The 19,989-nt window shown below is 59.5% G+C and carries 18 protein-coding genes; 11 read left to right on the plus strand and 7 right to left on the minus strand.

Annotation, left to right across the window (positions count from 1 at the left end):
* Positions 1 to 8 precede the first annotated feature (8 nt).
* From ACXAH0_RS00180 to ACXAH0_RS00200, 5 genes are all read right to left on the minus strand, one after another.
* Positions 9 to 4,484 carry a tetratricopeptide repeat protein gene (locus tag ACXAH0_RS00180; protein ID WP_475188181.1) on the minus strand — a complete coding sequence of 1,492 codons (4,476 nt, stop codon included), beginning with the start codon at positions 4,482 to 4,484 and terminating at the stop codon, positions 9 to 11.
* Positions 4,485 to 4,613: 129 nt separating this feature from the next.
* Positions 4,614 to 5,354 carry a MotE family protein gene (locus tag ACXAH0_RS00185; protein WP_475188187.1) on the minus strand — a complete coding sequence of 247 codons (741 nt, stop codon included), beginning with the start codon at positions 5,352 to 5,354 and terminating at the stop codon, positions 4,614 to 4,616.
* A complete protein-coding gene (locus ACXAH0_RS00190; protein ID WP_475172875.1) occupies positions 5,351 to 5,965 on the minus strand; it encodes a DUF6468 domain-containing protein in 615 nt (204 codons plus the stop codon). Before ACXAH0_RS00190 ends, ACXAH0_RS00185 begins: the two co-directional genes overlap by 4 nt.
* Positions 5,962 to 7,194: a flagellar motor switch protein FliM gene (gene fliM, locus ACXAH0_RS00195; RefSeq protein WP_475188191.1), complete on the minus strand. Its 1,233-nt coding sequence runs from the start codon at positions 7,192 to 7,194 to the stop codon at positions 5,962 to 5,964. The genes ACXAH0_RS00190 and fliM overlap by 4 nt, the downstream gene beginning before the upstream one ends.
* 8 nt (positions 7,195 to 7,202) lie before the next feature.
* Positions 7,203 to 7,715 carry a flagellar basal body-associated FliL family protein gene (locus ACXAH0_RS00200; RefSeq protein WP_475188195.1) on the minus strand — a complete coding sequence of 171 codons (513 nt, stop codon included), beginning with the start codon at positions 7,713 to 7,715 and terminating at the stop codon, positions 7,203 to 7,205.
* 280 nt (positions 7,716 to 7,995) lie between these two features.
* Here ACXAH0_RS00200 and flgF point away from each other — a divergent pair, with 280 nt between their 5' ends.
* The 5 genes from flgF (at position 7,996) to ACXAH0_RS00225 (ending at position 12,305) form a co-directional block, all read left to right on the plus strand.
* On the plus strand, positions 7,996 to 8,736 hold the full coding sequence (gene flgF, locus ACXAH0_RS00205; RefSeq protein WP_475188197.1) for a flagellar basal-body rod protein FlgF: 741 nt from the start codon (positions 7,996 to 7,998) through the stop codon (positions 8,734 to 8,736).
* 21 nt (positions 8,737 to 8,757) lie between these two features.
* Positions 8,758 to 9,540, plus strand: coding sequence for a flagellar basal-body rod protein FlgG (flgG, locus tag ACXAH0_RS00210; protein ID WP_475172865.1), 783 nt, complete (start codon positions 8,758 to 8,760; stop codon positions 9,538 to 9,540).
* 14 nt (positions 9,541 to 9,554) lie between these two features.
* Positions 9,555 to 10,538: a flagellar basal body P-ring formation chaperone FlgA gene (flgA, locus tag ACXAH0_RS00215; protein ID WP_475172864.1), complete on the plus strand. Its 984-nt coding sequence runs from the start codon at positions 9,555 to 9,557 to the stop codon at positions 10,536 to 10,538.
* Entirely contained in the window at positions 10,538 to 11,287 is a 750-nt protein-coding gene (gene flgH / locus ACXAH0_RS00220; RefSeq protein ID WP_475188203.1) for a flagellar basal body L-ring protein FlgH, read from the plus strand. Before flgA ends, flgH begins: the two co-directional genes overlap by 1 nt.
* 211 nt (positions 11,288 to 11,498) lie before the next feature.
* Entirely contained in the window at positions 11,499 to 12,305 is an 807-nt protein-coding gene (locus ACXAH0_RS00225; RefSeq protein WP_475188207.1) for a lytic murein transglycosylase, read from the plus strand.
* A gap of 145 nt (positions 12,306 to 12,450) precedes the next feature.
* Here the strand turns inward: ACXAH0_RS00225 and dksA are convergent, their stop codons facing one another.
* Both dksA and ACXAH0_RS00235 read right to left on the minus strand, forming a co-directional pair.
* Positions 12,451 to 12,867 (minus strand): RNA polymerase-binding protein DksA, encoded by a 417-nt coding sequence (gene dksA / locus ACXAH0_RS00230; RefSeq protein WP_475172853.1) that lies wholly within the window; start codon positions 12,865 to 12,867, stop codon positions 12,451 to 12,453.
* Positions 12,868 to 13,029: 162 nt separating this feature from the next.
* Positions 13,030 to 13,455, minus strand: a complete 426-nt coding sequence (locus ACXAH0_RS00235) for a flagellar assembly protein FliX (protein ID WP_475172851.1) — start codon at positions 13,453 to 13,455, stop codon at positions 13,030 to 13,032.
* A 332-nt stretch (positions 13,456 to 13,787) separates the two neighbouring features.
* On the opposite strand from ACXAH0_RS00235, the gene ACXAH0_RS00240 reads away from it, so the two are divergent.
* From ACXAH0_RS00240 to ACXAH0_RS00265, 6 genes are all read left to right on the plus strand, one after another.
* On the plus strand, positions 13,788 to 14,924 hold the full coding sequence (locus ACXAH0_RS00240; protein ID WP_475188208.1) for a flagellar basal body P-ring protein FlgI: 1,137 nt from the start codon (positions 13,788 to 13,790) through the stop codon (positions 14,922 to 14,924).
* The gene (locus tag ACXAH0_RS00245; RefSeq protein ID WP_475172845.1) at positions 14,924 to 15,235 is read left to right on the plus strand and encodes a rod-binding protein; all 312 of its coding nucleotides are present in this window, start codon (positions 14,924 to 14,926) and stop codon (positions 15,233 to 15,235) included. The genes ACXAH0_RS00240 and ACXAH0_RS00245 overlap by 1 nt, the downstream gene beginning before the upstream one ends.
* Positions 15,232 to 15,726, plus strand: coding sequence for a flagellar protein FlgN (locus tag ACXAH0_RS00250; RefSeq protein WP_475172843.1), 495 nt, complete (start codon positions 15,232 to 15,234; stop codon positions 15,724 to 15,726). The genes ACXAH0_RS00245 and ACXAH0_RS00250 overlap by 4 nt, the downstream gene beginning before the upstream one ends.
* A 241-nt stretch (positions 15,727 to 15,967) precedes the next feature.
* On the plus strand, positions 15,968 to 16,363 hold the full coding sequence (locus tag ACXAH0_RS00255) for a flagellar protein FlaG (protein WP_475172840.1): 396 nt from the start codon (positions 15,968 to 15,970) through the stop codon (positions 16,361 to 16,363).
* A gap of 922 nt (positions 16,364 to 17,285) precedes the next feature.
* Positions 17,286 to 18,443: a flagellin N-terminal helical domain-containing protein gene (locus ACXAH0_RS00260; protein WP_475172838.1), complete on the plus strand. Its 1,158-nt coding sequence runs from the start codon at positions 17,286 to 17,288 to the stop codon at positions 18,441 to 18,443.
* Positions 18,444 to 18,644: 201 nt separating this feature from the next.
* Positions 18,645 to 19,802 carry a flagellin N-terminal helical domain-containing protein gene (locus ACXAH0_RS00265; RefSeq protein ID WP_475172836.1) on the plus strand — a complete coding sequence of 386 codons (1,158 nt, stop codon included), beginning with the start codon at positions 18,645 to 18,647 and terminating at the stop codon, positions 19,800 to 19,802.
* Positions 19,803 to 19,989 lie beyond the last annotated feature (187 nt).

The raw sequence follows: 19,989 nt of genomic DNA on the forward strand, positions 1-19,989 counted from the left end.
GATGTGCTCTACCCGGCAGGTGCACCGTCCGCTGGGGCAGCCACGGCCTGATCGTCGGCAGCCTGATTCTCCGATGTCCGGTTAGGAGACATGTACTGGCGCCGGTATTCCTTAAGGAAAGTTTCCAGACTGTCCGTATCCGCCAGCCGGTTGGCAACTTCCAGGAATTCCACACCCTGGGATTCAATCGGACGTGTGACCACCTCAAAGGCCAGGGCTTCGGGACTGTTGGACATCTTGTTCAGGTATTTCGTTTGCAGCCGCTTCAGGCTGAGCTGATCGCCGGCAAGCGAATAGGCAATCCCGGCGCGCAGGATGTCCCGGCGTTCAAGCTCATCCAGCGGAATATTGTCGGACCAGCGCGACCCATGCATGGCTTCAAGCTGCTCGCCCGCATCCCTCCAGCTTTCAGCGGCCCAGAAAGTATCGGCCCGCAGCCGGTCCACATCAGACCCCCGCATGTTGCGCACCAGTTCCAGCGCCAGATCCGGCCGGCCACTTTCTGTCAGCGCCCGCGCTTCAACAATATTGCGCTGCCGCTCCAATGTGGACGGCAGGCTCGCCTGACGGGTCCGGTTCAGCACCCGGAGGGCTTCATCCGGTTTCCGGTCCATCAGATAGATTGCGGCAAGATCGGCGGCGATCTGGGCACGAGCAGCCCCTTTGAGCCGATTGTCGACCTGATGGCGCAGCAATTCCGTTGCCTGATCCAGAAGATCGACCTCCACCAGGCGCTTGGCCAGGAGCCGTACCATCTCGTCGCCCTGGCGCCCAATTGGCGTCAGTTCGCGGAAATCGTAAAAAAGGGACAGGGCCTTGATCGGCGGCATGTCATCGGCTTTGCCGTATAGGAACAGGGAATTGAACAAGCCGTTCATCTCCTCCTGCAACAAACGGGTCGTATCGGACTCAGGATCAGCTTGAACCGCAGATTTCATCGCCTCAAAGGCCTGCCGGTACTGGCCTTTTTCCGCATAAAGCTGCGCCAGGAAGCGTAAGGTCTTCAATTCGATCTCGTCGCCGCGCCATGCGGTGGCAAGACCCGCCAGCCGGTCGATGGCCTGATCTATGTTCAACTCGCCGTCCCGGTAGCGGATGCGTAAGGCACGATACTCGGCCTCGGCCGCCCGCGGCCGGTCATCGGACCGGGTTACCAGATCAAACACGGTCAGGGCTTCCTGGGACCGGCCGGAGGCATCGGCCACCCGGCCCCGCAGAATATCGTAGCGGGCCGCCTGCGCTTTGGTCACTTCGCTTGGCTCGATCTCTGCAAGAACTCCATTCGCGGCACCGAAATCATTCACCTCCACTAGCGCCTTGGCCGCCGCCAGTTTGAATTCTGTCTGGATCGCAGAGGGATAGTTGCCAATTACGGCACGCCCGCGCGGCATAGCGATCCGGGCCGGGGTCCAGTTGCCAAGAGCAACATCCACAATGGTCTGCCAGATCGCCGAATCCGGACTGTGTTTCAAATCAGGGCGGTTGAGGAACTTGTAAGCCTCTTCCGGGCGCCCTGCCAGGGTGTGGGCCGCCCCCACCATCAGATTAAACGAGGGATCTTCCGCCAGCGCCGGCTCTTCTTCCATAGCCAGATTCATCCAGCCGAGTGCCTCCTGCGCAAATTGCTGCGCCAGATAAAACCGGGCCAGATCGATCAGGGCATTGCGCCTTTTGCCGGCCGGCGCCCGCGCAAGCTTGTCCTGCAATTCCATCAGCCGGGAGCGGAAAGCTTCCGGCCCTTCCGCTTTCAGGGACACGAATTCAAGCTTACCTTCGTCCGGGTCAACGATGGTGTTGAAAGCGCCGGTTCCGCCCCTCAAATGCTGGTTCGAAACGGCAAGCCCGCCATCCTTTTCAATGATGACGTCATTGCCGAGGATCTGCATATTGACCCCATCGGCCCGCGGCACAATGGCAATGCCCTGAGCAGAGCTCAGCGCTTCAAGATCCACGAAATTCTGGGACTTCAACAACCCACGGGGCGGTCCGAAACCGGTCACCAGAGAGATGGTGTCGCCGACAAACGGGTCCTCGATCTTGCGGATATTCTGGGGGTCCTTGTAGTAGACGCGCAAAACAGATTCGCCATCGCCCCGGATATTGCGCTCCAGACTGAGCGGCACCGATGGCTCCAGAACCATATCCCCGATGACCAGTGACCAGGCATTGCCGTCCACCCCGACAGTCGCCAGCAACGGGTCATTCATGTCGATCCGCAGGATCTGGTAGTCATCGAATTGTTGGACATCAATATGATCGGACATTTCAGCCAGCGCCGAGATCATGCCCCGGGTATCGATCGTGGCATCCGTATCAAACACCAGCCAGATACTGTTGTTGCGGCGGAAGACCGCGCTGGAAACCGGCTCGGAGAAGGGAAAAACGACCCGGACGGTCTTGCCGATCCGGCGCGCTTCCGCAGACACAAAATTGCGGACTTCATCGGCGAAGTTGTCCGGCGGCTGCTCCGGGGACGGCCTCCTGCCAAAGTCGGCCCCGCCTGTGGCCCGCCACACTTCCGGCACATCCGTTTCTGGCCGCTTGGGAAGCTGAATGGCCGCAGGAACACTGCTTCCGCCCAGGGACGGGGTCTCGTCGACCCGGACCGGCTGCCCCGCCTGCGCACCGGTTTGCGGGGCCTCAAGACTTGAGGCGGTCTGAGGGGTCAGCGTCGGAATGCCGTCAGTTGCACGCCCTGCCTTCTCGCCCCTGGAAGCCGCAGGGGACGCAGACGTCTGCTTTGACAGGTCCAGCATCGGAGCCTGCCGGACCACTTCTTTCTCTTCAGGGGGCAGCTCGGTCAAAGGCATGGCGCCGGGATCAGCCTGCGCAACGGTGGTGACGGGCGGCGTTTCCTGGTGTGGCGCGGCCCGCGCAGCCACAGGCTCTGCCTCGGCCTCAGCCCCGGTCTGGGGCACAGCGGCGGTCAGAAGCTGATCTGCTTGCCGCTCCGACGGGACCAGCGCCGCCGCCTGCGGCGCCTCAGCTGCCTCCGCCACTTCAGGAGCCGGAAGCGTTTCGACCGCCGAAGCGGTCTGTTCCTGATCAGTCTGTCCTGGTGTGACGGGATCTTCCGGGAAAGGTTCTCCGGCCGCAGCTTCGGCCAGATTGACCGGTTCCGGCTCCGGTGGACCCTGAGCCTGCCGCGATGGCTTGCGGCGCGGTGTCATGGCCGCCTCACTGCCTGCCCTTGTGCCCGCTAACTCCGGCTCCGCCTCAGGCACTGCCTGCTCCAGGTTCTGAGGCTGAACGGGCTGCTGCACCCCATTTTCCGGGGCAAGCTCTGCGGTTTGAGCTGTTGTCCCGGACGGGTTCTGTTGCGGGGCCAGCCGCGGCACCTGCTGGGCGGCCTGACCGGGTGCCTGTTCCGGCACAAGGCCAGCCCCTTCAGCCGGGTCCGGCGCCCGCGTGCTGTCTTTTTCGGCCATCCCACCGATCGGAACTGCGGTAAACGCGGCAGATTCGTCGGCCCGGGATTCCTTCAGAACGCCGGAAGAGGACCGGCCGCTCGGCACCGGCGGCAGCCCCCTCGGGTCTTCGACCTCACGGGTGTCCCGCAGGCCCGGGGCAGTGATCATGTTCTTGCGGTTCTCGTTGTCCGCAACGGAGAGTTCCTTGTTGATCAGCGCATTGGCCGGGTCATTGACTTCCATATTTTCCGGCGTCACATCGATCACATAGGTCTTTTCCTCCCGGAAAGCACGGATATCGACCGACGGCTCGACACGCATCAGGAATTTCAGCTTGCCCTTGTCCAGGAAGGAAGTCGCATCAATCACCCCCTGGGGCAAATGCGCCCGCAAATGGGAGATATCCAGCTGGGCCGGGTGATTGAAGGTCAGCTTGATGATGTCGTTTTCCCGCACGAAGGCCGTATCGAATTTGATCGACCAGTCGAACACGAGCCGGGTGAAGGTTGGATGCTCGCCCACATGCAAGGTCACTTCCGGGCCTTCCTGGGCCTTCAGGCGCGCCTGTTCCAGCGCCCGCACCTTGCGCATCGCCGCCTCGGCCCGTTTGGCCAGATCGCGCACCACATCATCGGGAAGCCCCGGCGGCAGCCCCTGCCAGTTCATCGGCAGAATATCGACAAACAGCTTTTCACCCGCTTCAAGCGTGTTGATCTGAAACTGGTTTTTCAGCGCGAAGCGGATGGCGCTGCCATCCGGGTCCCGCCGGGCAATCGTGACATAGTCTCCCAGTTCCAGCGGTACGTCATCGACATTGATATCGACTGGTTCCTCGAAGGAAATCCTCAAAACACCGCCGGTGATCACCGCATCATAGACCGGCAACAAAGTGCGGTCCTTGAAGGTCAAGACGAGGCGGCCGTAGCCCTCTTCAGGCGACACTTGCAGGTCCACCGGCTCCAGCGTCTGGGCAGATGCCTGAGGGGGCAGACACGGAGCCAGAAACGCGCACAGAACCAGGGCCCGGACCAGAAAGATCCAAGCCCCCCACACGCGGCAGGCGCGGGCGGTCATACAGCTTGGTCTCAGTCTCGGGCCGGATGCCTGCAAGTCGATCTGTCCTTAGATGGCGCCAACACTCTATTTTAAGATAAGTGTCCTTAACGCGCCCTTACATATGCCTTTAAAACCGGACCAAACCGCCTAGTTTGACGGGATTTTCGGTAAGTTTTGCTGCGCCGGCGCCCGCGCCTGGACAGGACGGCCCGCGGACGCGCCATCCTTGTCGCTGCTGGCAATCGCGACCGTCAGCCGTTCTGCCGTCTCCGGAGACATTTTCGCCAGAATGGCAGCCATCTTCCGGGGTTTCATCTGGCGTACCACCTTGAGCAGGATCGGCAGGCTCAACCGGTTGAAGATGCGGGCCGCATCCTTTGGCTTCATGGTCTCATACATGGTCACGAGCCCAGCCACTTCCTGCTCTTCCTGTTTCTTCTTCTTGTCGACCGCTTCTTCGATCCGCTGCTCGAGCTTTTTCAGCTCATCAACACGCTTTTCGATGCGCTCCTCGGTCGCCTTAAGCAGCTTTTCCCTGAGATCCAGCTGACCTTCCTGCTGCTGCAGGGTTTCCCGCCGCTTGCCGAGGCTTTCCAGAACGGCGCGCTCCGCAGCCGATCCGCCGATTTCCAAAGAGGACGGCAGGACCGGAGGCTCACTGTCAGCCTCCTTTCCGTCCTGCGCACCATCTTTGGAAGCCGCCATGTCGGGAAGGTCTGCCGTAACTTCTTCACCTGCTGGCGCTGTCGCGTCCCCGGCAGCTTCCTGGGCGACTGCGCCCTTGATAGGAAGCGCGCTGTGGTTGGGGCCTATAGCGAGGCCGAGCAGCTTCAGGGCAAGCAAGGCGCTTGCCGAAATTCCCAACAATGGCAGCAGTCTCAAATTCATGCAGCAGCACCGTTTCGTCTGCGGAATTGCTCAAGCCGTGCTGTCGCCTCTGCCGCCGCACTGCGGATATCCGCGGCCCGGCTGGTGCGCTTGCGCTCCGGCTCATAAACAGGAGCCTGTTCATAGGACGGCGCCTGCGGTGCGGCCTGTTGCCGTTCAGCCTGTTGCGGAGCGGCCGGAGCATATTGACCTGACGGGCGCGCATAAGCCGGTTGTTCGGCCTGAGGCCTGACAGCATATGGATCGCTGCGCGGAGCCGGTTCCGGATGCTGGGACACGGACCGTGCAGCCTCTGCAATCTGGGAAATCCTGGTAAAGATTTTATCACCTTCGCCGATCTGATCAGCCAGAGTGTGCGACATGGTTTCCGCTTGCTTAAGACGGCCACCCAAAACCTTGTCCGCTTCCGACGCGGTGGTTTTCAGGCCCAGAATCGCCCGTTCGGCAATTTCCGTTGCTGTCATCAATTCAGAGATCGTTGCCCGCAGCACTTCTTCATCGGCCCGCAGCCGTTGCAGCCGCCGGTTCAGCATCCAGCAATACCCGATCGTGATCAACAACAGCACAGAAACCAAGGCTTCAATGATCATCCCGATTGGCAAAGTGCTCATGGCTGCTCCATTTCGTTTTGCATGGCACGCTCAAACGCGGCCAGTGTCATCTTGGGTTTGCGCAAGTTCTTTGCAACGCGGATTGCAATGGAATCCTCCACCTTGCCGAGGGTCCCCTCGGTCAGTGGGACGTTCCCGCATTTGATGGTCACCGGATCGGCCGGATCAACGTCGAAGACCAGGGTCTGGCCGACATCAAGGCTCAGCACTCGGCTGAGCGGCAGATAGGTCTCATGCAGAACCGCATCGACCGCGACCTCGGCCGCATGGATTTCACTGGCAAGGTGACCTTCCCAGATCGGATCCCGGCCGAATTTTTCCCCCATGAACATCTGAAGCAGCAGATCGCGGATCGGCTCCAGGGTTGCATAGGGCATCATGATCTCGACCGAGCCGCCCCGGTCTTCCATGTCGATGCGCAATTCCACCAGGATCGCCGCATTGGCCGGACGGGAAATCGCGGCAAAGCGCGGGTTCGTCTCCAGGCGTTCCAGATTGAAATGAACCGGCGACAGCGGTGCAAAGGCCTGTTCGGCGTCCTGCAGGATGAGCGCAACCATCTGCTGGACAAGGCCGGTTTCAATGGTCGTATAAGGACGCCCTTCAACACGCACGGCCGAGATACCACGCCCGCCGCCCAGAAGAACGTCGATGATGGAATAAATCAGACTGGATTCAACGGTAATCAGACCGAAACCGTCCCATTCTTCTGCCTTGAACACCCCCAGGATGGCCGGCAGCGGAATGGAATTCAGATAATCTCCAAAACGCACGGAGCTGATGGAATCCAGCGACACCTCCACATTGTCAGAGGTGAAGTTGCGCAAGGACGTCGTGGTCAGGCGCACCAGCCGGTCGAAGACGATTTCGAGCATCGGCAGACGCTCATAGGAAACCATCGCCGAATTGATCAGCGCCCGGATCCCGCTCTGGTCACCGGCAATCGTATCCTCGATGTTGAAGCCGAGGAGGTTGTCAATTTCCTCCTGGTTCAGGACACGGTCGGCCCCACGGGTCGCGTTTTCAAGGTCGGGCTCACTGTCATCGATCATGGCCGCCCATTGCGCAGCCATGTCGTCGGAGCTTCCAGCCCCCTGCTCTTCTAGGGCAGCCCCCCAGGCCGCGGCCAGGTCGTCATCTTCGTCCCCAGCGCCTTGCTCAGCCAGGGCAGCTCCCCAGGCGTCGGCCATGTCCTCTTCGGACAGATCATCGTCGTCGACGTCAGCCATGCATCATGTCACTGCACAAGGATTTCCTTGAACAGAACCCCTTCTACCTTAGCCGGATAGACCGACATGTTGATCCGTCTAAGCAATTCTTCCTTCAGGCGGAACAAACCGGCAGACCCTTCCAGGTCCGCAGGGCGCAACTCTCGCAAATAGATCTGGAACGCATCCAGGATACGCGGCAGGAACGGCTGGATCTGATCGATCATTGCCCGGTTCTCAACCTCCAGGGCGATGCGTACCTTCAGATAGGTTGTCCGCCCTTCCGTGGCCAGATTGACGGTCATTTCCGGCAGGTCGTAAAAAACGACCGGCTTTTGAACCTCGGCCGGCACCTCACCATCTCCCGGCGCAGGCATCGGAGCGTCCGAGCCCATCAGGAAATAATAAGCAGCCCCGCCTGCGGCGAGCAGGACAACAAGTCCGATCCCACCAAACAGAAACAGCTTTTTCTTTCCGCCTCCTGCGGCGCCATCAGCCCCTTCTTCGGCTTCATCACCGGCAGCAGTGCTTTCATCAGCCATTCCGCACTCCGCATTAAAACAACGCCCGCGCGCGTTATTTATTACTAAAGAGTTAATGGTTAACGAATGGTTACCGCTCCATTAACGCGAGTCACCGGGCAAAAATTGCCAAGTGGTTAACTTCTGCCGGAATCTCTTGCCGCGCGCATCCTCCCCCTTTCGTTTTTACCCAGATTTCCCAAGGATTTAAAAACTGGCATGCCCCGTGCATTAACCATAACCGAGCCCGCAGGTCTGGGGAGACCGGACGGCTCATCGGGGAGCAAAAGGAACCGTTCATATGGAGAACGCACAGCTTATTGGCTTGTCACGGCAGACCGCCCTGCGGAATCAGCTGGATGTCGTCGCCAACAACATGGCGAACATCAACACGGCTGGCTTCAAGTCGCAGAACCTGCTGTTTGAGGAATATCTGATGCCGGTCGCCGAAGCGACCGAGTTTGAGGCACAAGACCGGACCCTGTCCTATGTGCTGGACTATCAGACGCATACCGACTTTGAAAATGGCAGCTTCAAGATGACCGGCAACGAGCTGGACATGGCCCTTGAAGGAGAAGGCTTCTTCGTCGTCCAGATGGATGACGGCACCGAGGCCTATACCCGCAACGGCGCCTTTCATCTGGACGCCAATGGCCAGCTGGTCACCTCTGAAGGACGGCCGGTCCTCACATCTGCCGGTCCGCTGACCTTCAGCCGGGAAGATGGCCAGATCCAGATCGCGTCTGATGGCACCATCGCCACAGATCTCGGCATTCGCGGCCAGGTGCGCATTGCCAGTTTCGAAGATCCGCAGGCCCTCCAGAAACTGGGGGAGACGGCCTTTACCGGTGAGAACCCCCTTGTCCCGACCAATACCAAAGTCGTTCAGGGCGCTCTGGAACAGTCCAACGTGGATGGCGTCTTTGAAGTCACGCGCCTGATTGAAATCACAAGATCATACGAATCCGTGTCGAAGATGCTGAAGGATGCCAATGAACTGCGCCAGCAGGCCATCGCCACACTCGGACAGATCAAGACCTGACGGCTTTAGGGAACCAAGACCATGAAAGCACTCCAGATCGCCGCGACCGGCATGAAGGCGCAGGAAATTAACGTTGAAGTCATCTCGAACAACGTTGCCAATATGCGCACGACGGGATTCAAGAAACAGCGGGCGGATTTTCAGGATCTGCTTTATCAGAACCTGCGCCGCATGGGTACGGAAACCTCCGATGCGGGCACGATCGTGCCGACCGGTGTTCAGATCGGCTCCGGTGTGAAACTGGCCTCCACGACCCGGATCATGTCCCAGGGTTCGCTGGAGCAGACGGACGATCCTCTGGATATGGCCATTCGCGGCGAAGGCTTTTTCCAGATCGACCTGCCGGACGGACGCACAGGCTATACAAGGGACGGCTCGTTCGAGCGGGACGCGGATGGCCAGCTGGTGACCGTCGATGGCTATCCGGTCAATCCGGGCATCACCATTCCGGAAAACATTCAGGATCTGACGGTCGCCAATGACGGCACGGTTCAGGGCGTGGACGACACGGGCGCCACACAGGAACTTGGCCAGGTTCAACTTGCGCGGTTCGTGAACAAGGCCGGCCTTGAAGCCATCGGCGACAACCTCTTCCTGGAAACCGATGCCAGCGGGGCCGCTGAGACCGGCAATCCGGATGACAACGGCTTCGGCAGCGTCCAGCAGTATTTCCTGGAGATGTCCAACGTCGATGCGGTGACCGAGATCTCCGATCTGATTGCCGCCCAACGCGCCTATGAAATGAATTCGCAGATCATCCAGGCCGCCGATGAGATGTATTCCACCACGACCAACCTGCGCTGATCAGGGGGCTTGAAATGATGAAGACTTTTCTGAAATCCGCCCTCGGCCTGGCCTTGTTGGCCCTGGCCGGCAGCCCGGCAGCCGCTGGAGATCCGCCGGTACTGCGCTCACAGGTCATGACCCTGTCGGACATTGTCACCGTTGGCGACTTCTATTCCAATTCAGGCGCATTTGCGGCCAAACCGCTGTTCCGCTCACCGGACATGGGCACCTCTGGCAATGTGCCCGCCAGCCTTGTTGCCGAGCGCGCCCGGGCGGCGGGCCTGGACAGCGCAGGAACCGACGGTCTCAGAACCGTCGTTGTCCACCGGGGCGCTGCCAAATTCGAACGCGACCAGCTGGCCGGGCTTGTGCGCAAGGCTCTGGTAGAACGCCACGCAGGCCTTCAGCCGGAGAACCTTGACATCAAATTGCTGCAAGCCCCGGACCGGGTGCTCGCAGATCCGAGCGTTGAGGAGCCCATACGGGTCACCTCCGTCGACTGGTCCGACGCCAGCGGCAATTTTGTTCTCCGGGCCACGGTGGCCGTTGAGACAGGCACCCGGCAGCTCACTTTGACCGGCATCGCCCAGGAAATGACGGAAGTGCTCGCCCTCGCTCAGCCCCTGCGCCGAGGAGACATTCTGCGGGAAGACGACCTGACCACGATCCGCATGGCCAGGGCCCGTGTCCCCTCAAGCGCCGTCACCCGCGCGCAGGAGATTGTCGGCAAGGAAGCGACCACGAATATCCGCTCCAATTCCCCCCTCTCCCGCAGAACCTTTCAGCGTCCGGTTCTTATCAGCCGTGGGGACAAGGTCACCGTCACATTCGACATGCCGGGCCTGAAGCTCACCTCGCGGGCCAAGGCGCTTGACAGCGGCGCCAAAGGCGACGTGATCGACGTGATGAACCTGCAATCCCGGCGCGTTGTGCCGGCAACTGTCGTCTCCCGCGGTCGAGTACGCGTTCACACCGCAAGCCCCCTTGTCGCCAGCCTGAACAGCGAGACCAACTGATGCCGTTTTCTCTTACAAGCAAAGTGCTGACCAGCCTGACCCTGGCGGCTCTGGCCGCAGGCTGCGGCACGGCTGACCAGCTCGCCCAAGTGGGCAAGCAGCCCGCCCTCAATGCCATCCAGGACCCGACCACCACACCGGGATACCGGCCCGTGCAAATGCCCATGCCGGAACCGCAACAGGCGCATTACAATCCGAACTCCCTCTGGCAGTCGGGCAGCCGCGCCTTCTTCAAGGACCAGCGGGCCAGCCGGGTGGGTGACATCCTGACGGTTGTGGTCACCATCGATGATGAAGCCCAGTTCGACAACAGCACAGAGCGCAGCCGCACAGAATCAAGCGGCGCTGGCGTCGGCGGTGCGGTTGGCACGGCTATCGACACGATCTTCATGCCCGCAGGCATGGCCGCCAGCGATCTTGGCAGCGTCAACAGCAATTCCAGCTTCCAGGGCGAAGGCAAGGTTGACCGGGAAGAAAACCTGCAGACCACCATCGCGGCCGTCGTGACCCAGGTACTGCCCAACGGCAATCTGGTTATCGAAGGGCGGCAGGAAGTCCGGGTGAATTTCGAAATCCGCGAGCTGATCGTCGCCGGGATCGTGCGGCCTGAGGACATCACCGCCAACAACCGCATTGCCAGCGAGCAGATCGCAGAAGCGCGCATCGGCTATGGCGGCCGCGGCCAGATCACCACGGTTCAACAACCGCGCGTCGGCAATCAGGTGATGGACATTCTCCTGCCCTTCTGACCGCGTCTCTTTTTCAGTCCCCCGGCCAGCTGCAGGCCAAGTGTTCTAGAAGCTTTTCCTGCAGCGGCTGATGACGGGCACGGCATCTCGCTCCCCGAGTGCCGTGCCCGTTCTCTTTTGTGATCAGCCGATTTGCAAAGAAGATATGCCGTTGCGGAATTTCGGACTAAACTGAGCCCCGGATCAAATTTGCCCCTTGCCCGGAGGTTTCATGCGCCGTCTGCTTGCATCCGCCATTTGCTTGTGTCTTGTCTCGGCCGGACCCGCCGCAGCAGCCAGCTGCGGTAACGGGCCGGACGGGTTCCAAGCCTGGAAACAGGCCTTTGTCGAAAGCGCGCCCCGGTACAAGCTCAAGACCCGTACGGTCCGCAACGCGCTTCAGAACGTGACCTACAATTCCAAGGTTGTCCGCCTCGACCGCAATCAGAAATCCTTCAAACTGAGCTTCAAGCAATTTTATGCAAAGCGGGTCAATACAGCGATGATCCGCAAGGGGCAAAGGCTCGGCCAGACCTACCGGCGGCTCTTCAGCCGGATCGAGCGGAAATATGGTGTTCCGGCACCGGTCATTCTGGCCATCTGGGGCCTTGAAACCAATTTTGGCGGCTATACCGGCAACATGCCGGTCCTCCAGTCCCTCGCCACCCTTGCCTATGATTGCCGCCGGTCCGCTTTTTTCACCAATGAGCTGATCAATGCGCTGATCATCGTGCAGCGGCGCGACATGGCCCCGGCTGACATGCGCGGCGCCTGGGCCGGTGAAATCGGCCAGACCCAGTTTCTGGCCTCGTCCTATGTCAAATACGCCGTCGACTTCGACCGGGACGGCCGCCGGGATCTGATCCGCTCCATCCCCGATGTCCTGGCATCCACGGCAAACTACCTGCAGAAAAAAGGCTGGCGCAGCGGTCAGCCCTGGGGGCCCGGAACCGCGAATTACCGGGTTCTGAAGGAATGGAACAAGGCCAGCGTCTACGTGCAGACCATTTCGGTCATGGCCGGGAAAATCGGCAATTGAGGTTGCCCGGTTCCTCCCCGGAGCAGCCGGACGCCACCTGCCATCTGCCCCCCCCCGCCCGGACCAAGAAAAAAGCCTTCCCGGGCGGGAAGGCTGAAAAAGTTCTCGGACGCCCCGGGCGGGCACGCCAGCCGTTTTTTGGAAATCAGTCGTCGCGATACACCTTTTCGCGGCGTTCATGGGCTTCCTGGGCCTCGATCGACAAGGTGGCGATCGGTCTGGCTTCCAGACGCCTGAGCGAGATCGGCTCGCCAGTCTCTTCGCAATAGCCATAACTCCCATCTGCAATCCGCTCCAGAGCGTCATCGATCTTCGAGATCAACTTGCGCTGGCGGTCCCGTGCCCGCAGCTCAATCGAGCGGTCCGTCTCAGAGGACGCGCGGTCGGCAAAATCAGGATGGTTCTGGCTTTCTTCCTGAAGGTTGGTGAGCGTTTCCTTGCTCTCCTTCAGAATGTCGTCTTTCCACGCAAGCAGCTTGTTTCGGAAATATTCACGCTGCCTGTCATTCATGAACGGCTCGTCTTCCGAGGGTCGATAGTCAGACTCAATTTCAACCGTCATCGATAGCTCCGGATTACCGTTTGGCCGGGCGCAATATATAGCCGGTTCCGCCAGCCGACAACGGTTCATTTCTGAAAAACAGCATTAAAGAAACGTCATATCTTTCAATTCGTTGCGTAAGATTGGGGTCGTTTTACTGCGATTTTCCGCAATTTGCGGCAATCACGGATCCACGAAACGCCCAAGCTTCGCAAGCTCCACCTTCACGCGCAATTCAATCTCTTCGAGCACCGAATCAACCCGCTCATCGCCACTGCTCTGGCGGTTCTCCACCTGCCGGGCCAAGGCCTCCAGCCGGTCCTCAGATACCACCCCGGCCAGCAGGTCCGCCCGGATGCTCTCCAGAGAATCCAGCAGCGTATGACCGTGCCGGGCCGCCTTGGTGCGGCGGGCCTCCCGCTCATCAACTTCCTGCAGCGCCAGCAGAGCGTCCATCCCCTGAATGGAGGGTCCGCCTGCGGTTTGAGCCGAGTGAGATACGTCGCCCCCGAGATCCGGTGCAAATTCCTGGGAGCCGGAGGACACCCGCTTCTTACCGCCCTTGCTGCCCTGAACGCCGGTAATCGGTTTGTTGCCTGTAATGCGCATGTCTTGTTCCACCTTGCCCGACATCGTTGGGTCTTGCCGGAGTTTTTGCCGAACTGCGCCGCCCGTTGTCAGAAATTGCCCCGAAGGGTAAATGAGTCCTTGCAGGGCAGGCAATATTTGCCGCTCCGGAAAAAGGTTTCATTAACTTAAATCCTCATCTTCCCGGCGCCAAGCTGCAAGTTTACGGGTTTTTCGGCCGAATGCTGCCATTTTTAAAAAAAGACGGCTGCGCCTCACCAAACTGGCACGCCTCTCGCATTCTGCATGCTGCATTCTCTTGAGCCGGCGCATGGCCGGTTCGAAAAACTGGGCTGGAACAGGCGATGCGACACATGAGTGATGTTCATACTTCTTGGCTGGCAGGGCTGTGCCGTCTTGCGGTCCTGGCCACCGTTGCGCTGGGGGTCGGGCTGACAAGCGCCCAGGCGGCCTCCCGCATCAAGGACATCGCCGATTTCGAAGGCATCCGGGAAAACCAGCTGATCGGTTACGGCCTTGTGGTCGGCCTGAACGGCACCGGTGATTCCCTCAACAACACGCCCTTCACCCAGCAGAGCCTTCAGGCCATGCTGGAACGGCTCGGTGTCAACACCCGCAACATCTCGCTGAACACGAACACGGTGGCCGCGGTGATGGTGACCGCCAACCTGCCACCCTTTGCCACCCAGGGCACGCGCATTGATGTGAATGTCAGCGCACTCGGCGACGCCGATTCCCTGCAGGGCGGCACGCTGCTGGTCACGCCGCTGGTTGGCGCGGATGGAGAGGTCTATTCCATTGCCCAGGGCTCCGTTGCCATTGGCGGGTTTTCCGCGCAGGCAGACGCCGCCTCCGTGGTGCGCGGAGTTCCCACCGCCGGGCGGATCGCAAATGGCGGCCTGGTCGAGCGGGAACTGGACTTCAAGCTGGCCTCCCTCACCACCTTGCGCCTGGCCCTGCGCAATCCGGACCTGACCACGGCCCGGCGCGTAGCCCTGTCCATCAACGAGCTGATCGGCCTGCCCACCGCCGAGCCCCTGGATCCGGGCACCGTACAGCTGGACCTGCCCCAGCAGTATGACGGCAACATCGTCGACCTCCTCACCGACATTGAACAGCTGATTGTCGAGCCGGATCTGGCCGCCCGAATCGTCATCGACGAAAACTCCGGGATCATCGTCATGGGCCAGGAAGTAAAAGTTTCCATGGTCGCAATTGCCCAGGGCAATCTCACCGTGACAATTGCAGAATCTCCCCAGGTGTCCCAGCCCCTGCCTTTTGCTGACAATGGCGAGACAGTTGTGGTTCCGCGTTCGGAAGTTTCTGTGAACGAGGACGGCTCCAAACTTGCGATCGTGCCGCAGACGATCACACTGAAACAGCTCGTCGACGGGCTGAATGCGCTGGGCATCGGCCCGCGCGACATGATCTCCATCCTGCAGGCCATCAAGGCTGCAGGGGCACTGCAAGCAGAAATCGAGGTGCTGTGATGCTCAACGCTGTTGCTCCGGTCACCAGCCAACCCAATCCGATGGATTCGCTGCGCGGCGTGAACACGTCAGACAAATCGAGCATGCGGGCCGCAGCAGAAGAGTTTGAAGCCGTGTTCCTGAACACGATGCTGCAGAACATGTTCACCGGCCTTCAGGAAGGCGGCACCTGGGGCGGCGGCACCGGCTCAGACGCCTGGCAGAGCTTTCTGATCGACGAATATGCCCATTCAATTTCTGAAGCAGGTGGTATTGGCCTCGCCGACAGTGTCGAGCGGGAGCTGATCGCCCTGCAGGAGGGATCAAGATGACCGCCCAGACGAGCCCCCACACGTTTCCCTTTTCCCTGGACCGGCCCACCAGCAAGCAGGAAGCCGAGGCCTTCTGCTCGGCCCTGTCCGGAACCATGGAGGCCCTTCTGTCGGTCATCGAGATGGAAACAGATCTTGTGCGCTCCGGAAGGCTGAAGGAAGCCGGAGACCTGCAGCCAGACAAGGCCCGGCTCATCCATGAATATACCAAGGGCATGATGACCGCGAAGGAACATGCCGTTGCGCTTGGCAACCTCTCACCAGCCGCCACCCAGTCCCTGCGCCGCCAGCACGGTGAGTTCCAGCCGGTCCTCAGGATCAATCTTGCCGTCCTGTCAACGGCACGGGATGTGGCCAATTCCCTCGTCTCAACGGTGGCGAAGGCCGCCGGCGCCAAGAACGCCAATGCGCCAACCACCTATGGCCGCACCGGCTCAGCACCAAACGGACCGCACTCAGCTCACGGTATCGCGGTGAACCATTCCCTCTGACCCTTTCCCGGTAAGTTTCTAGAAAACGGCTCCTTTTCGAAGGGGCCTTTTTCCGTTATGGTCCAGAGCTGTCCCCGCAGCGGCTCAGGCGCCTTTTTTATCTTCGGGACAGCCAGCGCGAATCATGTGAAAATAAAAGCGCCTACACATCAAATCCTAATCATTTCGTTAAGAAACGATTCATTCCCCTACGTTATACTCAACAATATACGGGACTGTAATGCGTACCCCGGAGGATGAGATGTTGGATACGGGAATTGCCCGGCCGCCATCGCCGACCTACACGGCGATCACGCCGGTAGCGCGGGCCCCGGAAAAGAACGAGCCCGCCGCGAATACTGATTTGCCGGTCGAAGACACAGTCAAACCGGCTGAGGAAACAAGCGAAGACACGCGGGCGGCCAATAACAGCCGCGAGTCAAAGTCGCTATTTGAAACAGTGGCTCCGCAACTGGAACGCCGCAACGTGGTGGATCCTGAAAGCGACAGCGTTGTCTATACAGCAACGAACACCGATACCGGTGAGGTTGTGCGGCAGGTACCGAGCGAGACTTTGCGGCGCCTGCGGGCCTATACCAAGTCCATCGAGACACAGACAGCCCAGACCACAACCGCCAATTTCCAGCGGACCGCCTAAACCCAAGCGCAGTTGCTCACGCCCCATTTGACCGCGCTCGGAGAGGCCTCGGCCAAAAGCGCGCCGCAGGTCGATACGGGGTCTCGGGCCAGACGTGCGACAACGTCGCAAGCCTCTCCGAGCGCGGCCTCCGGTGCCCCAATTCCTGACAACGGACGCCGTTGCACCGCCTATCCGGTCAACCAGACCGGGTCGCGCGATGCGCTTGGAGCGTGTCGCGTTTTTCCGGATTAAAACTGCTTTGTCTTTTGCGTTGAAATCTCTGATTTCAGGCAGCAAAAGGTAAAGCGGCCTGAAACCGGGCGAGCGCGGTCCGTGCCTGCAAAAACCCGGGCGCAATCCCGCGGTCGAGCGGCGCCCTCCCATACCGCCCCTTCCCCTCAAAAGGCCGGCGCCCTGCCCGGGTGCAGGACATTCTTGCTCAGGGCCGTAGCCCCCCAAGCCTCACCTCATGCCCCATCGGCAGAAGGGCCCGCTGAGCCTTCCGGCCAGGCTGAGAGCCCAAACGGCCGCCTTGCAAAAAGACAGGAAGTTGTAACGGGACAGGGCTGGAAACCAGACCTGCGCCAGCGCATGCTTTGCCTGATGCACCACATTCAGGGGCCCGCGAAGGACCGCACCTGACCAACCACATCGCCCAACCGTACTTTTCCTAAAGTTAGCCACCCCGAAGAACCCGCCCCCCCCTGCTTTAGTTGCAAATGCGGCAAGAAAGCTTATTTATAGTTGCGGCAAAAGGCGACTTAAAACATTGACTTTAAACAAATTAACCAATTAACCAAATATATTTACGATCTTGATTCATAAGTACTTTAGGTTAAGTCGTAATAACCAAATAAATTAGCAGTTAATACAATGTCACGAGACAGAGTTCATCTGTCATTCAGGAAGAATGGCGTCTTAGAACAGAAGGAACTCTGTAATGGCAGGAATTACTCTTTCGAGCGCCGTGCGCACGAACCTCAACTCCCTACAGGCCACCTCCGAGCTAATGAGCTCGGTCCAGGAACGGCTTTCGACAGGCAAGAAGGTCAATTCGGCTCTCGACAATCCGAACTCGTTTTTTACGGCCAAGGGCCTGGAGAACCGTGCGGGCGATCTGTCGACCCTGCTGGATGACATGGGCCAGTCGGTCCAGACCCTGAAAGCAGCGGACAAGGGCATCGAGGCCATCTCCGATCTCGTGGATTCTGCAAAAGCGAAGGCCAACCAGGCCCAGCAAACCTCCAGCCAGTCCGAGCGCAACCAGTATGCCAAGGAATATAACGAGCTGCTGACGCAGATCGAGGATCTGGCCAAGGACGCCGGCTATAAGGGCAAGAACCTGCTCGGCGGAACGGGCAACGACCTGTCGGTGACCTTCAACGAAGATGGCACGTCCTCTCTGTCCATCTCTTCGGTTGACTATACCGACACGACCCTGTCCACCGGTCTGAACCTGTCCGATCTTACGGAAGCCACTTCCGGCACCTCCGCGATCACACTCACCAACGGCACAGCGACAACCTCGCTGACCGCTGGCAGCCTGCTGACGGCTGATTCTGAGTTCACTGCAGGCGATACCCTGACCTTCACCGATGCCAATGGCACGGAGCTGGCCACGCTTGAGGTGACGGCAACCACCACGGTTTCCGATCTGGAATCGGCCATTGATGGCATTGACGGTGCCAGCGCTGCACTGTCCAGCGGCACGCTGACCACCACGTCGGATTTCAAGCTGTCGATCAGTTCCGACAACACGGCATTCAACTCAAATGCCGCGTTGACCACAAACGGCACGGATTCCAGCTTTGCAACCGACTCGTCAATCGACAGCACGATCAGCTCATTGAAGTCAGCCCAGGACACCTTGCGTTCGCAGGCGTCCACATTCGGGACCAACCTGTCCATCGTGGAAAACCGTCAGGACTTCACCAATGCCCTGATCAACACGCTGGAAGAAGGCGCCGGAAAGCTGACCCTGGCGGACACCAACGAGGAAGGCGCGAACCTTCTGGCTCTGCAGACCCAGCAGACCCTCGCCTCCACCTCCCTGTCCCTGGCAGCCCAGGCGGACCAGAACGTGCTGCGGCTCTTCTAAGAGCTCAAGTGCGGATCGCAAGGTCCGAACAAAATCTGAAAAGCGGCAGCTTAGTCTGCCGCTTTTCCTTTCGTTACAAAGCATTAAGGTTAAATGACGCTAACCATCTTTCTTTAGGGCCTGTTATCAGATTCAGCCGTTTCATCATCCCCGGATCCAGGAAGGGTCCTTGTAAATCGTATTCCTAGAAGGGAAACTCAAATGGGTGATGTAACTCTGTCGAGCGCAGTGCGCTCGAACCTTAATGCTCTCCAGTCCACATCTCAGTTGATGAGCTCCGTGCAGGAAAAACTTGCTACGGGCAAGAAGGTCAATTCGGCTCTCGACAATCCGAATTCTTTCTTCACAGCAAAGGGCCTGGAAAACCGGTCAAGTGACCTGTCCAACCTGCTTGATGACATGGGCCAGTCGGTCCAGACCCTGAAAGCAGCGGACAAGGGGATTGAGGCCATCTCCGATCTCGTTGACGCCGCCAAGGCAAAGGCCAACCAGGCCCAGCAGAGCTCCAGCCAGTCCGAGCGTAACAAATACGCAAAGGAATATAACGAGCTCCTGACGCAGATCGAAGATATCGCCAAGGATTCCGGCTATAAGGGCAAGAACCTGCTCGGCGGCACGGGCAACGACCTGTCGGTGACCTTCAACGAAGATGGCAGCTCATCCCTGTCCATCTCTTCGGTTGACTATACCGACACGACCCTGTCCACCGGTCTGAACCTGTCCGATCTGACGGAAGCTACCTCCGGCACCTCCGCGATCACGCTCACCAACGGCACAGCGACAACCTCGCTGACCGCTGGCAGCCTGCTGACGGCTGATTCTGAATTCACTGCAGGCGATACCCTGACCTTCACCGATGCCAATGGCACGGAGCTGGCCACGCTTGAGGTGACGGCAACCACCACGGTTTCCGATCTGGAATCGGCCATTGACGGCATTGACGGTGCCAGCGCTGCACTGTCCAGCGGCACGCTGACCACCACGTCGGATTTCAAGCTGTCGATCAGTTCCGACAACACGGCATTCAACTCAAATGCTGCGTTGACCACAAACGGCACGGATTCCAGCTTTGCAACCGACTCGTCAATCGAAAGCACGCTGACCAACCTGAAGTCAGCCCAGGACACCTTGCGTTCGCAGGCGTCTACATTCGGTACCAACCTGTCCATCGTGGAAAACCGTCAGGACTTCACAACGTCCCTGATCAACACGCTGGAAGAAGGCGCCGGAAAGCTGACCCTTGCGGACACCAACGAGGAAGGCGCGAACCTTCTGGCTCTGCAGACCCAGCAGTCCCTCGCCTCCACCTCCCTGTCCCTGGCAGCCCAGGCGGACCAGAACGTGCTGCGGCTCTTCTAAAGAGCGCACCACACACTCCAAAGCATCGAAGAAGGCGGGCTCAGGCCCGCCTTTTTTGTAACCTTACGTCAAAAAAACTCCCCTCCCCGTTTCCAGCACACTCCCGCACTGCTCAGTGCAATCGCACAGATTTTCGCTGTTTCTCGCGAAAAATCAACACGTTAACACCTCGTTAACCCTAAAATGC

It is taken from the genome of Roseibium sp. AWQ4_290 (assembly GCF_056160985.1).

Coding starts and splice junctions, on each gene's coding strand:
- ACXAH0_RS00185 (WP_475188187.1), bottom strand. CDS start 5,354: ATGAATTTGAGACTGCTGCCATTGTTGGGAATTTCGGCAAGCGCCTTG.
- ACXAH0_RS00235 (WP_475172851.1), bottom strand. CDS start 13,455: ATGCGCATTACAGGCAACAAACCGATTACCGGCGTTCAGGGCAGCAAG.
- fliM (WP_475188191.1), bottom strand. CDS start 7,194: ATGGCTGACGTCGACGACGATGATCTGTCCGAAGAGGACATGGCCGAC.
- ACXAH0_RS00265 (WP_475172836.1), top strand. CDS start 18,645: ATGGGTGATGTAACTCTGTCGAGCGCAGTGCGCTCGAACCTTAATGCT.
- ACXAH0_RS00255 (WP_475172840.1), top strand. CDS start 15,968: ATGTTGGATACGGGAATTGCCCGGCCGCCATCGCCGACCTACACGGCG.
- ACXAH0_RS00200 (WP_475188195.1), bottom strand. CDS start 7,715: ATGGCTGATGAAAGCACTGCTGCCGGTGATGAAGCCGAAGAAGGGGCT.
- flgF (WP_475188197.1), top strand. CDS start 7,996: ATGGAGAACGCACAGCTTATTGGCTTGTCACGGCAGACCGCCCTGCGG.
- ACXAH0_RS00250 (WP_475172843.1), top strand. CDS start 15,232: ATGACCGCCCAGACGAGCCCCCACACGTTTCCCTTTTCCCTGGACCGG.
- ACXAH0_RS00260 (WP_475172838.1), top strand. CDS start 17,286: ATGGCAGGAATTACTCTTTCGAGCGCCGTGCGCACGAACCTCAACTCC.
- ACXAH0_RS00190 (WP_475172875.1), bottom strand. CDS start 5,965: ATGAGCACTTTGCCAATCGGGATGATCATTGAAGCCTTGGTTTCTGTG.
- ACXAH0_RS00225 (WP_475188207.1), top strand. CDS start 11,499: ATGCGCCGTCTGCTTGCATCCGCCATTTGCTTGTGTCTTGTCTCGGCC.
- flgH (WP_475188203.1), top strand. CDS start 10,538: ATGCCGTTTTCTCTTACAAGCAAAGTGCTGACCAGCCTGACCCTGGCG.
- flgG (WP_475172865.1), top strand. CDS start 8,758: ATGAAAGCACTCCAGATCGCCGCGACCGGCATGAAGGCGCAGGAAATT.
- flgA (WP_475172864.1), top strand. CDS start 9,555: ATGATGAAGACTTTTCTGAAATCCGCCCTCGGCCTGGCCTTGTTGGCC.
- dksA (WP_475172853.1), bottom strand. CDS start 12,867: ATGACGGTTGAAATTGAGTCTGACTATCGACCCTCGGAAGACGAGCCG.
- ACXAH0_RS00240 (WP_475188208.1), top strand. CDS start 13,788: ATGAGTGATGTTCATACTTCTTGGCTGGCAGGGCTGTGCCGTCTTGCG.
- ACXAH0_RS00245 (WP_475172845.1), top strand. CDS start 14,924: ATGCTCAACGCTGTTGCTCCGGTCACCAGCCAACCCAATCCGATGGAT.
- ACXAH0_RS00180 (WP_475188181.1), bottom strand. CDS start 4,484: ATGACCGCCCGCGCCTGCCGCGTGTGGGGGGCTTGGATCTTTCTGGTC.